The 15084-nt window shown below is 63.6% G+C and carries 9 protein-coding genes; 2 read left to right on the top strand and 7 right to left on the bottom strand.

All coding sequences use genetic code 11. The features are described from left to right. The 5 genes from E6K79_08225 to E6K79_08205 form a co-directional block, all read right to left on the bottom strand. Positions 1 to 3193, bottom strand: a 3193-nt coding sequence (locus tag E6K79_08225; protein TMQ64261.1) for a PIG-L family deacetylase, incomplete at its 3' end; no start/stop codon positions are given. A 207-nt stretch (positions 3194 to 3400) separates the two neighbouring features. Continuing rightward, positions 3401 to 4300 (bottom strand): glycosyltransferase family 2 protein, encoded by a 900-nt coding sequence (locus E6K79_08220; protein TMQ64253.1) that lies wholly within the window; start codon positions 4298 to 4300, stop codon positions 3401 to 3403. Continuing rightward, the gene (locus E6K79_08215; GenBank protein TMQ64252.1) at positions 4287 to 5270 is read right to left on the bottom strand and encodes a glycosyltransferase family 4 protein; all 984 of its coding nucleotides are present in this window, start codon (positions 5268 to 5270) and stop codon (positions 4287 to 4289) included. The genes E6K79_08220 and E6K79_08215 overlap by 14 nt, the downstream gene beginning before the upstream one ends. Continuing rightward, complete coding sequence (locus tag E6K79_08210; protein TMQ64251.1) at positions 5267 to 7564, bottom strand: glycosyltransferase; 2298 nt, start codon at positions 7562 to 7564, stop codon at positions 5267 to 5269. Before E6K79_08210 ends, E6K79_08215 begins: the two co-directional genes overlap by 4 nt. After that, complete coding sequence (locus E6K79_08205) at positions 7554 to 8819, bottom strand: hypothetical protein (protein TMQ64250.1); 1266 nt, start codon at positions 8817 to 8819, stop codon at positions 7554 to 7556. Before E6K79_08205 ends, E6K79_08210 begins: the two co-directional genes overlap by 11 nt. Before the next feature lie 308 nt (positions 8820 to 9127). Between E6K79_08205 and E6K79_08200 the strand changes: the two genes are divergently transcribed. After that, a complete protein-coding gene (locus E6K79_08200) occupies positions 9128 to 10123 on the top strand; it encodes a hypothetical protein (GenBank protein ID TMQ64249.1) in 996 nt (331 codons plus the stop codon). A gap of 22 nt (positions 10124 to 10145) precedes the next feature. Continuing rightward, entirely contained in the window at positions 10146 to 11174 is a 1029-nt protein-coding gene (locus E6K79_08195; GenBank protein TMQ64248.1) for a glycosyltransferase family 2 protein, read from the top strand. 21 nt (positions 11175 to 11195) lie between these two features. Here the strand turns inward: E6K79_08195 and E6K79_08190 are convergent, their stop codons facing one another. Then, positions 11196 to 12821 (bottom strand): hypothetical protein, encoded by a 1626-nt coding sequence (locus E6K79_08190; protein ID TMQ64260.1) that lies wholly within the window; start codon positions 12819 to 12821, stop codon positions 11196 to 11198. Between the two features lie 768 nt (positions 12822 to 13589). Beyond that, on the bottom strand, positions 13590 to 15068 hold the full coding sequence (locus tag E6K79_08185) for a hypothetical protein (protein TMQ64247.1): 1479 nt from the start codon (positions 15066 to 15068) through the stop codon (positions 13590 to 13592). Between the last annotated feature and the right edge of the window lie 16 nt (positions 15069 to 15084).

Here is a 15084-nt window from a genome sequence, read left to right as displayed (position 1 = left end):
TAAACGTCGCGCTGGCGCCGCTTCCCGAGATTGCCCCGCCACTCGGCGTCCAGGTATAGATGAGCGCATCGCCGTCCGGATCCGTCGCCGTGACGCTGAGGGTGCTGGTCTGGATGTCCGTGACCGAGTCCGGGCTCGCGGACGGCCCGGCCGTGATCTGGGGCGCGGCGTTGTGTTGCCGCGAAACCTTGACCGGCGTCCCGCCAGTCGCAGTTCCCCCCTTCCCGTCACTCACCGTGAGGGAGATCGAGATTGTCGTCGTGGTGGCGACCGCAGGAGGCGTGAAGGTGACGCTGGCGCCGCTTCCCGTGATCGATCCCCAGCCCGCCGTCCAGGCATAGGTCAGCGGGTCGCCGTCCGGGTCGGAGGCGGTCGCGCTGATCGTGCTGGTCTGGAGGTCGGAGATCGAATCCGGGCTCGCGGTCGGTCCCGCGGTGATCTGTGGGGCCGCGTTGGTTGGGCCAAATACCTGGAATTCCGCGAGACCAATATTTTGCCCCACGGCGGCATCGGCGCTGAGCTGGACCCAGGTGATCTGCTTTATGGGAAACGTTACAAGGAGCCCCGTGCCGTCGTTGGGCAGCGAGCCGACCGGCACGCTCGAGCCGTCGCTGAACGTGAGCGTTCCCGATTGAATGTGGTCGTTCAGATTCGGTCGATCGTAGAGCTTCACCGAAATGACGCTCCGAGGCTGGGCCCAGGTCAATCGGATCCACGCCCCGACGAGCTCACCCAGCGTCGCCCACTCGTGTCCATAATCGCCCGAAGGGTAACCGTCGATGAACCCGTCGATGGCCTTGATCCCAAACTGCCCCGTCCCCGCGTTCTCGGAGGAGACGGTCACGCTTGAGCTAAAGGCTAGGTTGGAGGCAGGGGTCACGGAAACGGATGTGTACCCCGAAGCACTCCCTCCTCGACCGTCGAACACAGACACCGAGACTGTGAACGAAGTGACGGCAGAGACAATGGGTGGCGAGAAGATGGCGTTGGTCCCGTTCCCGGAGACACTGCCGCCGGAGCTGCCCCAGGAGTAAGTCAGGAAGTCGCCGTCCGGGTCGGTGGCGCTGACGGTGAGCGCGCTCGTCTGCCCATCGTTGATCGATGTGGGGTTCGCGATCGGTCCCGACGCGATCTGTGGCGCCCTGTTATTCGGATCTGGGTCGGATCCGAATGCCTGAAGCTCCGCGAGGCCGATGTTCTGTCCCGTGGCCGCATCGACGCGGAACTGAACCCACGAAATCTGCTTGGGCGAGAACGATACGGCGAGCCCCGTTCCGTCGTTCGGGAGCGAGCCAACCGGAATGCTGGTCCCATCGCTGAAGGTCAGCGTCCCCGCGGTAATGTGCTCGTTCAGGTTCGGGCGATCGTACAGCGCGATCGTGCCGACCATGGGAGGTTGGGACCACGCCAGCCGGATGAACGCCCCCGCGGTCTCGTTCACGGTGGCCCATTCCTTGGTGACATCCCCCTGAGCCCCTTGGTACCCGTCGATGACCCCATCGATCGCCTTGATCCCAAACTGCCCCGTCCCCGCGTTCTCGGAGGAGACCGTGACGCTGGACGAGAGCGCGAAGTTGATGGCGCTCGGGGAAACGAGGACGGTGGTATTTCCGAACGTGCTGCCATCATTGGGATCGCGTACGACCACGTGAATGGAATAGGTCGTCGTCGAGAGCACTGTCGGCGGCGTGAAGGTCACCGACGGTCCGCTGCCCGAAATGGTTCCGCCGCTCGAAGACCAGACGTAGGTCAAAGGATCGCCGTCCGCGTCCGTGACGTTGACGGAAAGGGTGCTCGTTTGCGCGTCGTTGATCTGAGAGGGCGTCGCCGTTGGCCCCGACGTGATCGCCGGAGCGTTGTTCGGAGGGGCCGCCCCGGCCGGCGTGAAGACCTCGATCTCGGCCAATCCGGGCGCCGTGCCCTGGTAGCCGTTCACCGTGAACCGGACCCAGGTCACCGACTTCGGCGAGAACGTAAACGAGAGTGGCTGCCCGCCCTCAGGGAGCGCGCCGACGGCTATGTTGGAGCCGTCGCTGAACGACAGCGTACCCGACGTGACGTTGTCTGTCGTATTGGTGCGATCGTGGAGCGTGACCCGGGCGACCGAAACGGGGCTCCCCCAGGTGAGCGTGAGATTGGCGTTGGGCTCCCCTTGGCTGGCCCACTCCTTACCGCGGTCGCGCGTGTCGCCGTCGACAAAACCGTCGATCGCCGCAGGAGCGTCCGACGGAGTGAAGGACGAGGACGCGGTCGCCGTGGCGGTGAGCGCAATGTTGTTGAGTACGTCATCGACCCAGAAGAACTCGTTCGCCTTGACGAACGCGTACAGGAAGTCGCTCGCCTGCGTAGCGTGGCGGCTGATCGCCTGGTACTTCGTGTTCGTCGACGTGCTCGTGCTCTGCATCGCCGGAGGGACCGGGATATTTTCGGCCTGCGTCCATACGAGCGGCGTATAGGAATCTAGATAGGGTGGTTTGGAATAGAGCGTCGTCGGCGTGAACGACGGCATGGGCCAATGGTAGTTCGAGTCGCAGTACTCGCACGGAGCGTGCACGATGCCTTCGTGAATCCGCTGAACCGACCCGGTTCCGAGGCGCCTCAGCTTCGCGACGGCGTCTGTCACGAAAGAGCCGGTCGCCCGGTGGTCCGGGTGATCGTCATAGATGCTCGTGATATAGACGTCGCGGGGGTGGACCGCCTGGAGAATCGCTTCGACGTCGGAGCGGATGTTTGCCTTGGTATAGGAGGCGGACGAGCCGGTTCTGTACCGGTGATAGTCCATGTGCCCGAGACCCTGGTCGCCGTAGGTTTGGGTCTGCCCGGCGGGAGACGTGAAAACGGCGGTATCCGACGTGCTCGTATAGATGTCGAGAGTGTGACCGTCGCCGTAGCCCAGGAACACGACCTTCTGGTCGTTCAACCCGAGATAGGCCAAGGCCGCGATCGACTCTTGCTGCCTGGTGTACCCCATCGTGACGCCGCGGAAATCGCCGTTCGTCATGACCACGATCGTCACGGTGTCGGCGCGGCTGATCCCGTCCGCGATGATCCCGGCCGTCATCAGGATTTCATCGTCGGGGTGGGGGGCGAAGACCATGATGTTCTTCGCGGATGCGTTCCCGCTGGCGAGCATCGCGCCGACGAGCGCAAATAGAGCGATGCGACCCCAAAGACGCAGATTAGGTAAAAACATGCCCTTAGGGTCTCTCCTGCACGATCAATTCGAAGCAGCGATTCGTGGAGTTGTTTGCGGGCAGCCGCGGTGCCTGCCACTGCAGAAACAGTCCGAGGGGCGCGCCTTCATTCCTACATTACTATAACGCTCTCCCACAGGCAGCAATGATACCCGAATGGCCGACCAAAAACAAGTCGTTCTTGGAACGGATCCGGGACGGCGGGCCTAGCCAGCGGGATCAGGCACTCTGGCCCGAAAATAGGCTCGCAGCTCCTCCTGGGATTCGCCGTCGAGGCCCCGTTTTACCGAGTGGATGACCGTCTTCTTCAGGCGGAGGATCTCATCCTTCGGGAGCGGGAGGGACGTCAGCGCCAGGGCCATGCTGTGCTCCGGCGCCCCGAAATCGTGGATGTCGTATCCGGAGGCCTTGCACATCAGGGAGAAGATGATCTCGTCGCCGATCCTGCTCTCCCTGAGGATGGCATCGAATTTGTAGTCCAGGAGGCCATCCCGCCGCATCGCGTTGAGGCACTCTTCCCGGATGAAATACGCTCCTCCCAGGACATTCTCCCCGACGTCGTAGCCCATCCGGCGTGCCCGCCGGATCGGATCGCGCCAAAGCCGGGTGCGTCCCAGAACGCCCCGGAACGGGTGTCCCTCGTACCAGAAGGCTACCTTCCATTTCAGCCATCGCCGCGGCTGCCCGTCGGCGCGCACGCGATACGATCCCAAGATCCCGACGTCGGGATGGGCATCGAAGTACTGGATCGCCTGCGGAACAAGGCCGGGGCCCACCATGAGGGCGTCCGTGTCCATCTTCATGAATACGCCGAAGTCGAAGTGATCGAGGGCGTACTTGCAGGCATTCGCCATGGTTACGTAGAGGCCGCTCCGTCCCCCGTGCTTGCGCTCGTTGCGAAGCACGGTGACGTCCGGCCGGATCCGCCGCAGCTCCTCGTCAAGGTGCCCCCGACTGCAATCGTCCACGGCGATCACGCGGTGGGGCTCGGTGACGAACCGGTCGATGCTCTCCAAGGTGTCGAGAAGCATGGAGAGCTCGCCGTCCGTGAAGGGGATGAAGATGACGGCGGTCACCGTCCCTTTCGCCGGATCAGTCGGTGCCATCGCCGACACCCAGGTGTGACTTCAAGCGACGAAAGCGGGAGGACCAGTCCGCCTTAAGCACCGGCACAAGCTCGCTCAATTCCTCCGAAAGGCGCTCGCGATCCTCTACGGCCTTCCGAATCGCGGTCGCGATTGCCTCGGGGGTGTTCTCTGTGAGCACGACACCCTTCGTGAAGTAGTTTCGCAGCGCTTCCTGATTCGACAGGACCAGCGGCTTGTGGAGGCTCACGCCTTCGTACGCCCCGCAGAGCAGCGTGTGTTCCCTCTTCGTGAGCGCCATTACCACGTCCGCGCTTCCCAGGAGGTCGAGGTACTCGTCTTCCGGGAGAAAACCCGTGAACGTGATGGTGGCCGGCGCGCGCTGCGCCCGGGATTGGAAGGCTCCGGGTACGCGCCCCGTGACGTACACGTGCACATTCTTGTCGAGACGTACTGCGGCCTCGAGTACCTCCTCTACCGGCTCGTCCGGGCTGAAGCTGCAGACATAAACGACGCGGAGCGGCCCCGCGTGCGGTGCACCGCGCTTGGCGTTCAGCTTCGGGAGGAGATCCTGGAGGATGATCCCTCGCCCGCCCTTCTCCTCGACCAGCCGTTGGACGGCCTCGTTGGTCACGATGGTCAGATCGGCGATCCGTAGCCCGTAGTTGCTCAGGCGATTGAAGAGACCGTCCCGGGTGTTGGAAAAATCGAAGTTCGAGTGGCGGTCGACCACCAGGGTGTAACCGAAGACAGGCTTCAGAAACGAGGCGAGAGCGGCGAGCTGGATCGACGGATTTTGGACGAACAACAACGAGGGCCGGACCCGCAGCAAGAGGCCGGTGGTCCGGAGCGCGCAGTCGATGCTGCGGAGGCGGCCGCCGCGCCGCGAGACGATCTCGTAGAGCGGAACCGAGAGGGCGCGCGCCAGCTCGCGGGAACGCCGGTGCCTCTCCCAGCTGATCCAGATGGCGGGTCCGCGGCGGTCGGTCATCGGCGCTGGGCCGCGATCCGATACAGGTCCAGGTAGTGATCCACCATCGGCGCCGCGCCGAAGCGCTCCGCCACGGTCCGGCGGGCGTTGAGCCGCAACCGCTCCCGCAGACCCTCGTCCCCAGCCATCCGTTCGATGGCCGACGCGAGGGAGACCGGGTCTCCCGGGGGCACGAGCACCGCGTCGACGTCGTGCGTCAGGATCTCCCGGAGTCCCCCGACATCCGAGGCGATCAGAGGAACTCCAAGATCCATGGCCTCGAGGGCGGTATAGGGGATCCCCTCGTGGAACGAGGGCATCACGATGGCGTCCATCTGGCGCATGTAGGCGGCGACATCCGACCGGAACCCCATGAAGTGGACCTGATCTTCGATCGCCGCCTCTTTGCAGAGCGCTCGGCAGCTGGCCTCCGTCTCCCCCTCCCCGAAGACGTAGAGGGCAAGATCCGGCCGCTTCCGGAGGCGAGCCATGGCCCGCAAGAGGACTTCGTGACCTTTAATGGGCTTCAATCGTCCGACGATTCCCATCCGGAACGCGGGGACCGCCGACTGAGGCAGGAGCGCGGTCGCGGTCAAGGCTGGGGCGAGAGTCGGATGGATCGCATTGTAAACGACCGCCTGGCGTACGCCCGAATAGCGCTTCGCCAGAGCGGTCTGAATATCTCTTGAGACGAATGCCACCGCGTCCAGGATCCTCCGCGAAAGGAATTCGTCGAGCCAGGCGTTCGTAGCCATCTTGACCTTCGCGGGACCCTGAAAGGGCTCGAGCATACCGTGCTCGGTCTTGACCAAGCGAAGGCCGGCCAGCTTCGCCGCGATGCCCGCGAGGATCGCCGCCTTGTAGCCGTTGACGTGAACCACGTCGATCCGGTGCCTTCGGAACGCGCGCGTAAGGCGGAATATTGCCAGGGGGTCGTACTTTCCCGCGCTGTGGATGACCTCGACCGGAAGGCTCGCGTCGCGCAGTCGACGCGCGAGCATCGCGTCCTGATGCAGCAGGACGACGAACGGAACCCCCCGCCGCCGCAATTCCTCGGCGACGGTCAGGATGAATTGCTCGACGCCGCCCCAGATCTCTCCGGCCGCGCAGAGGGCAATTCGGGGTTCTTTCCGCGCGGCTGGACGGCCGTTGTCGGTACCGGTCATCGGGGGCCGCCGTTCCCAGCGTCCGGACCCGGCCGAGAATGTCAGTCCCAGCTTCCTTCTGATCGTCCCCTCGTAGAGCTCGGTAACCCCGCGAACGGAGCGCTCCAAGGTGAATCTCTCAGCCACTCGCTGCCCTGCGCGCGCGAGCTCCATCGCGCGCGCAGGGTTCCGCAGCAGGGAGAGAATCGCCTCGCTGAGCGCCGCCGGATCTCCCGGTGGCACCAGGATTCCGGTCCGGCCGTGCTCCACAAACTCGGGGATTCCCCCCACGCGGGATGCGATGACAGCCTTTCCGGCGCGCATCGCCTCCAGGAGCGCCATGCCGAATCCCTCACTGTGCGAGGGCAGCACAAAAATGGAGCAATCATGAACTGCGGCGAGCGGCGGATGCTGAAAGCCGAGGAACCGCACCCGTCCGGAGACACCGATGTCGGCCGCGCGCTGGTTCAATTCGCCGGCGAGGTGCCCGCTCCCGACGATGGTCAGGGTCGCTTCGGGGACCGCTCGGTTGACCAGGGCCCACGCGTCGACGAGGGTTTCAACCCCCTTCTCGGGCGAGAGCCGGGTGACGGTGCACACCGTGGCGTTGGTCGGAGGAGCCTGCTCGCCGTCCGCCGGTGGCAAGCCGTTATGGATCACCGTCACCTTGTTTCCAGGGACGCCCGCGCGCTCAAGCAGGAATTGGCGAACGTAGTCCGATACGGCGATCCAGTGGTCCTTACCGGGGGCGAACATCCGCTTCAAGACCAGGCGCGCCGGGTGGCCGCTGTGAAGCGTGCCATGCTCGTGATGGATGAGGATCGGGGTTCGAGCGAGGAGCACGCCCATATGGCCGTAGATCTCGGCGGCGATGTTGTGGGTATGGCAGACGTCGATCCGGCGGCGGCGAAGCAAGTCGGAAAGGCGGAGGATCATGCCAGGGCTGAATCCCCCGCGCTTCTCTCCCCCGACCTCGTGGACCTGGATGCCTCGCTGCGAAATGTCCGAGAGCAGGGGCACGGGTGCGTGCGAGAGCGTGCAGGCGTATACCTCGAACCGGTCGCGAGGGAGCGACCCCATCAAGTTGAGGGCCACCGCCTCCAGCCCGCCGTACCCGAGGCCGGGAAGAACGTGCAGCACGCGGATCACGTCTTGACCGTCAGGACGCACGGGGCACCTGCTCGGGCGGTGCAGGAGCGGCACCGGCGGAGATCGCTTGGGCGACGAAGCGTCGGAACACCACGGAAAGTCCCCCGAAGAGGTACCACTCGTAGCTGGAGAGACCGTAGCTCGCCCAGCTGAAGAGCAAATTCATGAGCAGCCAGACCTCCATGGCGCTCGCCAGCTGGGTGTAGTAGGGGTCCAGCCGGGGAATTCGCGCCAGATCTCGTCGGACGTGTCGAAAGTTGGCGAAGATGCTGACCACGAGCGCGATCACAATGATGAGCCCGAGCGCGCCCAGCTCCTGAAATGTTTCCGCGTAAAGGTTGTGCGCCGGCTGGGCGCGACCGAGCAGGTTGGCGTTCACCTCCATCGACGTTCCCAGGCCGTGGCCGAAGATCGGCCGAGCCATGCCCGCCGCGAAGTTGTGCCAGACCGCTTCGTTCCGGCCGTGAGCCGTCTCGGCGCCTGGAACGTCGGATCGGTAGATCGACAGGAACCGGTCCTTCTGGAGCTCGTTCAGGGAGCCGAAGACAATGGCCGCGCCGGCAATGAACACGATGAGAAGGAGCGCCTTCCTGCGGCTCTTCATGAAGATGCCGAACATGATGATCCCGAATGCCAAGAAGCCGGTACGGGAAGCGGTCAGGAGAAGCGATTGGAGCAGAACCGGTATCGAGACCCAGTAAAGCAGTCGCGCGAGAATCGAGCGCGTGAAGCTGAGATAGTGCAAGAACGGGTACACCGAAGTAATGACGAACGCGAGGCCGTTGGGGTTCACGATATCAAAGGGCGCCCCCGAGAGGCGGTCCATCTGCTCCCACATTTCCCCTTCGCTCATCGTGGTGGTCGAGCCCCAATAACCCTGGGTTACGTGGAGGTAGTACGGCTCGGCGACCCGGAAGACCTGGCAGAGGACGAAGATCCAGACGAAGGTCCGCAGCTTCTTCGGGGAATCGATCAGGGCGACTGTGTAGTAGAAGAAGACAACCGCCTTGACGAGGTTCGGTATGCCGGTGTTGAGGACGCTCCCCGGCCAGCGGACCAGCGGAAGTGTAAGGATGACGTAGGCGCCGAGGATCGCGAGGATCGTGTTCGTGGAGCCAACTTTGGGTTGACTCCGGCGCTTCCCCGCCAGGAAAATCGCCGCGAAAATCAGCACGACCAGCCCGAGGTCGAAGCGAATCGCACCCAGGACCGGCACGCGGGCCCCTAGGTGGAGGAAGTAGCTGATGATGAACAACAGGTATAGGTAGTAAGCCATTAGGCTGGTACGTCGGACACCGCGGCGGGTTTTTGCCTATGACGCAGGCTCCGACTTGGGTATTATACACTACGTCGGGGTCGTGGCGCATTTCTTGCTCAAAATTCCCCGATTGGCTGCCGATGAACGTCATATTGGGGGAGCATCCGGCGCCTAATAGCGAGTAACATCTAGAAATGAATGGACCGGAGGGGTACATCATGACTCGGGGACGACGCATTCGGTTCGTCGCGCTTAGCAGCGTGATTCTTTGCGCCTTGGGGATGGCAAGTCTTGTATCGGCGCAGGTTCTCCCCATAATCACGGGCGTGAGCGGCACAGCCCAACAGGGCCTCCCTCTCACGATCACCGGCTCCGGATTCGGCTCCAAGGGCGTCGCGGCGCCGATGCGTTGGGACAATTTCGAGTCCGGAACGCCAGGAGCTCTGTACACCGGTCCGTACTACCGGGACGACAACGAGGTGACCTTCTCCAACGCGGTCCTGCGTACCAATTCGAGCAAGAGTGTCCGGTGCGCCTTCGAGAATGGAGATTACGCCACGAACTTCGGGATCGTGGGCGTGAACAACCTGAATCACCTCTACATCGACGCCTGGTACTACTACAAGGCGGCATCGCCCCCTTCCAGGAACCACAAGCTATTCCGAATTCACGCGAACACCTATACGCCTAATCTCTACTTCAACGTCTATTGCGACAATTCCACGCATATGGATCAAGACGGATCGGGCTCCGGGAAGACCGACACCTGGCCCGCGATGGGCGGAACTCCATATCTGCGTGACAAATGGACCCACCTCCAGGGCTACTTCGAGATGTCGTCCGCCAACACGAATGACGGAACGGCGCTCTTGTGGGTCGACAACGTGTTGTGGGTGAACTTCCCCCACGCCTGGAACACCACGCCGAACAGCACCTCCTACTGGTCGGACTTCTACTTCGGAAACTATCTCGGCCACGACGCGGTCGGAAGCTGCGGCACGTCGGGCGACGCATACACCTTCTGGGACAACTGCTACGTGGATACCACCCAAGCTCACGTCGAGATCGGGAACATGCCCACGTACGCCGCGTGCACCTTGAGAGAGATCCAAGTCCCGACCCGCTGGACTCCGAGCTCGATCGACATCACCGTGAACCAAGGGGCCTTTGCGAACCTTGCGAACTCGTATCTCTACGTGTTCAACCGGAATGGCTTGGTCAACGCGGTGGGCATCCCACCGTGTGCCACCTGCCCGCCGCCAGTTCTCGATACGATTTCACCGGCCGCTGTGAACAGCCTAGTCGTCCGTCCGGGGCCGTAGGGGCCTCGGCAACGCCCGCTTGATGCCCGATCTATCGTCCCCGCAGGACTCCGAGCACGATCGGCCTCGCGCCGTTCCCCCGCTCGTCGTTCCCCCACTGGTCAGCGTCGTCATCGCCTCGTACAACATGGCCCGATACCTGCCGGACGCGATCCATTCTGCCCTCGCCCAGAGTTACTCCCCCGTCGAAATCCACGTCGTGGACGATGGGTCGACGGACGAAACGGAGAGGGTCATGGAGACCTTCGCGGGCAACCCTCAGATCTTTTACCACCGCCAGAAGAACGGCGGACAGTCACGGGCCAAGAATCGGGGGATCCGCGAGTCTCGCGGGCCCTTCGTCGCATTCCTGGACGCGGACGACATGTGGTCGCCGGACAAGCTCGAGCTTCAGATTCCGCTGTTCCAGGATGCGCCGCGCGTGGGGGTCGTCTATACCGATTTCCAGTGTATCGATGCGGCCGGCACCTACCTCCCGACCACGCGGCCCGTGTACCACTCCGGGGCGATATCGGGCAAACTTCTGATCAAGAACTTCGTCACGGGCATGACCTCGGTCGTCCGCCGCGAGTGCTTCGATGCGGTGGGCGCATTCGACGAGGATCTACCGATGAGCGTCGACTACGACCTGTGGCTTCGGATCTCAACGAAGTACGAGTTCCGCGTCCTCGACAGAGTGACCTACTACTACCGGCAATGGCCGGGGCAGATGTCCCACAACCTCGAGGGGCGCTTCAGCTGCGCCGTGCGGATCATGAGGCGTTTCATCGAAGGGAATCCGGGTTTGGTGGATCCCGCGACGGTGGCGGAGGCGTGGGCGCACACGTACGTGGGACGTGGAGAATCGATCCGAGTACTCGACCGGCGCCCGCTGAATGCCCTCGCCTTCTACGCGCGCGCGCTCCGACAGCAGCCACGGTACCTTCCCGCGTGGAAGGGGGTTGCAAAGCTCGTGCTCCCCTGGCTGGCGAACGACCGCCGCAGGATCGAGGTCCACACCGTGGCAAGGACTGGGCGGCCGGATCATGAGAATGGTCGCGCGAGCTCCTGAAGTTCGCGCAACGCTGAGCTGCTAGCGTTCGAGAATTCGGGCCAGGTGCTTCATGCCGCAGACAGCCTTGAGGAAGTCGTTCCAGTCCGTGTCGATGGAAAGGCGCTTGAAGGCGAAAACGTCTCGGAGCACGTCCGGTCCGTAGTACCCGGCCACGGCGTGTGAGTACCCCGCCGCCGCCACCGCCCGCTTGCATCGGTCATCGAAATCCTGCTCCCTCCCGTTTGGGTAGGCAAACGAGGTGACCGGGCGCGAGATCTGAGCCTCGATATCCCTCTTTGATCCTTCGATTTCATCGCGCAGCTCATCCTGTGAGAGGAGCGACAGTCGCGGGTGGGAGCGCGAGTGGGAGCCGATCTCGATCCCTCCGGCCGCCATCTCCCGCAGCTGGTCCCAGGAGGCCGCCCGTACCTCAGGCGGCGGCGATGGCGGTGCCTCCACCCCGAGAGCTTCCAGAAGACCGGTCGTCAGATCGCGCGTTCCAGAGGTCCCAAGCGTCAGGCAATAATCCGCGATGTCCGACCAGGCCGCGAATCTCCCCTCCGCGCTCTCGAGGTTCCAGTGCCCCCGCATGGAGCCGAGATCGAACGTGAGCTCGCGCCGATTCGAGCCATCCACCGCGTATTGGATGAGGTCGGGCCAGAGCCACAACTCCCCCGCCGCGAAGCGCGAGACCACGAAGAGCGTGGCGGGCACCGCGTGTCGTTTCAGGATGGGAAAGGCGTATTTGTAGAAGTCTTCGTAGCCGTCGTCCACGGTGATCGCGACCGCGTTCGTCGGAGCGGAGGTCCCGGCACGGCGGGCTGCCGCGAGATCGCCGAGCGGAAGGATCCGGAAGCGCGATTTCAGGTACGCGATCTGGCGCTCGAAATTGTCCGCGCCCATGAGCCTCAGTGTGTTTTTTGGCCCGAACCGATGAAACACCAAGATTCGGGGGGTGCGGCGCGTGAGCCATCGGACGACGTCGAGGCCGCCACCCTGCTCGAGGGCGCCAATTGTGGCCTGCTTCGCGCGGTAGAGGAGTGCCAACGGAAGCAAAGCGGCCGCGACGGCGGGGGTCATCAGTAGGCTACCTTGGAGATGGAGAATCGGTATTTCCCTGAGGGTTCCTGGGGGATGCGCTCGACGGTTTCGATTCGAACGTCGGTGTCCGCGCCGAACACGCTCCGGAGCTCGGCGCGAAGGGCTTCCTCGGAAGCAACGCCATAACCGGCGCTGGACACCACCTTCAGCGAGAAGCTCCCGATCGCCTCCTGGACGATTTGCATCTGCTCCAACCCGGGGATCGCGGTGAGCGTCCTTTCGACGAGCGACACCCCGGCGACGAGCGTCCGATCGGCCCGCACCAGAAAGTCGGCCGTTCGACCCGTCACCTTCTCGAGAAGCGGTAGCGCGCGGCCGCAAGGGCACGAGCGATCGCTGAGAATTCCGCGATCTTCGACCCGATAGCGGATCAACGGCATCCCCCGGTTCACGAGGTCGGTGACGACGATACGGCCCTCCTCGCCCGCCAGGGCGGGAGTCCCATCGTCCCGGAGGCACTCGACCAGAAGGTGCTCCGCGGGGACGTGCATGCCTTGGTGACGTTCGCACTCGCAACCGATGAGCCCCACCTCTTCGCACCCGTAGCGATCCGTCACCCGGCATCCGAAGACGCGCTCGATCGTCTCCCGTTCGGGGGCAAGGAGCATCATCGACGTAGTGATCACGCCACGGGGGCGCACCGAGATCTCGCCTCGCGCTTCCAGCCAGCGCGCGGCTATGAAAATGGAGTGGGCGTGCCCCATGATTGCAAAGGGCTCCGGCCGCCTGCAGATCTCGAGGAAGCGGCTCAGGGAGGCCTCGTTGATCTCCATCGTATCGAGGTACTCCATCCGGTCATGCAGAGCGTTTCGAAGCCGAGCCTTGATGGTTCGGGCCACGGGAGGGTTGCCCCATACGGCGACCTTCCGCATCCCGATCTCCCATCCGGACCACCGGTCGCTCCGCAGGGCCGCGGCGTTGTGGCGCGCTTGCGACGCCCGGTCGTAGTAGACGCGGAGCGCCGTGCCGGTGGAGCCGCCGGTCTTTGCGAGGACGAGATCCTCAATTCGATAGAGATCCGAGCGTAGGCCGTCCTCGTGCTCGCGGATCTCTTGCTTGGTCAGGACCGGTATACGCGTCCAGGTCTCGGGCGTGACGTCCGAGGCGCGGGTCATCCCGGCCTCCTCGAGCCTCGCCCTGTGGGTCAGGCAGTGCTGGTAGGCGTACTCGACCAGCCGGCCGGCCAGGTCCCAGCGAACGCGCTCCAGCTCCCGCCGCGGATGCCATTGGCTCCGCTCGAGCGAGCGCCACTCGGAGAGCCGTGCGCTTCGGTCCTTCAGATCCCAGAGGGGATAGAAAAGGCTCCGGGTCAAAGAGGCGCGCAGATCCACCCTACTGCCTTTCGAGGCCGAGCCGACGAGCGACGAAGCTTCCGGCCCGCCCGACATCCTCCCGCGAGATGGCGCGCGTCAAGAACAGAAGCACGGGAAACGCGAGGAAGAGCCCTCCCTTGAAAACGACAGTCTCCGCCAGCCTCGGGAAATGAATGAGCCGCGAGGCGAAGAAGAGAAGGGCCGCGATCCCGGCGACCCGGAATTGGCGGCCGAAGTCGAACGGGATCGCATAGAGCCGTTGACCCGCCACGTAGACCGCGACGGTATTGAAGCTCACGGTCCCGACAGCCGCCAGCGCGGCCCCGAAGACTCCGTAGGCGCGGACGAGAATGAGGTTGAGCGTAACGTGAAGGACCGCGGTCGCCATGTTGATCACCGCGTAATGGTGCGTCTTCTTTGCGTAGAGGATCCCGAACTCGAAGTGATACTTCATTCCGAACAGGACCATCGACAGCACGATCCACGGGACGAGAGCGCCCGCCGAGTAGAAGCCGGGGGTGGTCATGACCAGAAGAATTTCGTCGACGAAGAGCACGACAAAGAGCCCGCACGTCGTGATGGCGAGGAAAAAGTATTCGCCCACGCGAGCGAACGTCTCCGGCGCATCCGCGCGCTTCACGATCTCGAATCGGCGCGGCAAGAACGTCATGATGAAGGGAGAGGTGATCAGCATGTGGATCGCCGTCCCCATCTTGTTCGCGAGACCCCAGATGCCCGCGTCCGCGATCGACGCGAAGTGCTTGATGAAGTAGCGGTCGGAATAGTTGACCAGAGTGGACGCCAAGCTCGACGGGACGAGCGGCGCTCCGAACCGGACCATCTGCTTCGCCAGTGGCCAATCCAGCCCCAGGCCGGTTCGCGTGAGGGTCCAGACCGTGAGCGGCAGGCCGATAATGATTCGCGTCACCAAAGAGCTGAGCAGGATCCCCATGACGCCCCAGTGGAACGCGACGATGAAGACGACGTTCAACGTCACGCCGAGCACAAGGCTCAGGATCGAGATCGCGTTGAAGACCATCGATTTGTATTGGAGACGGAGGTTCAGCTGTCCTATGTCGACGATGACCCCGATCGCGAGCGCCGCGAAGCTGACCAGGAGGAGCGGGGCGCTCTTCGACGAGTCGAGGGCGAGTCCCGCGAGCGGTACCGCGAAGAGAGAGGCGACAAACGCGCCGGCGCCCGTGAGAGCGGTCGCGACCCAGTAGGCCGTGCTCACGACCCTGTTTCGCTCCTGGAGCGCGGTCGGCTCGTAATAGAAGCGGCTGACCGCCTCCGCGACGCCGAGGCCGATAATGATCCCGATCATCCCCGCCGTCACGTCGATCAGCTCGAGGATCCCGTAGTCCGTGGGCGTGAGATACCGCGTATAGAGCGGAAGCAGGATGAAGCCGACCGCCTTGGAAAGCAGGTTTCCAATGCCGTAGACCGAGGAGTGCTTCAGCAGGAATTTGAACTCGCCTTTCGATTCCTCGGGCATTCTTATCGCCTCACGC

The sequence above is a fragment of the Candidatus Eisenbacteria bacterium genome, from assembly GCA_005893305.1.
In the GTDB taxonomy this organism is placed as follows: domain Bacteria; phylum Eisenbacteria; class RBG-16-71-46; order SZUA-252; family SZUA-252; genus WS-9.
This window is presented reverse-complemented; position numbering and strand designations above follow the sequence as displayed.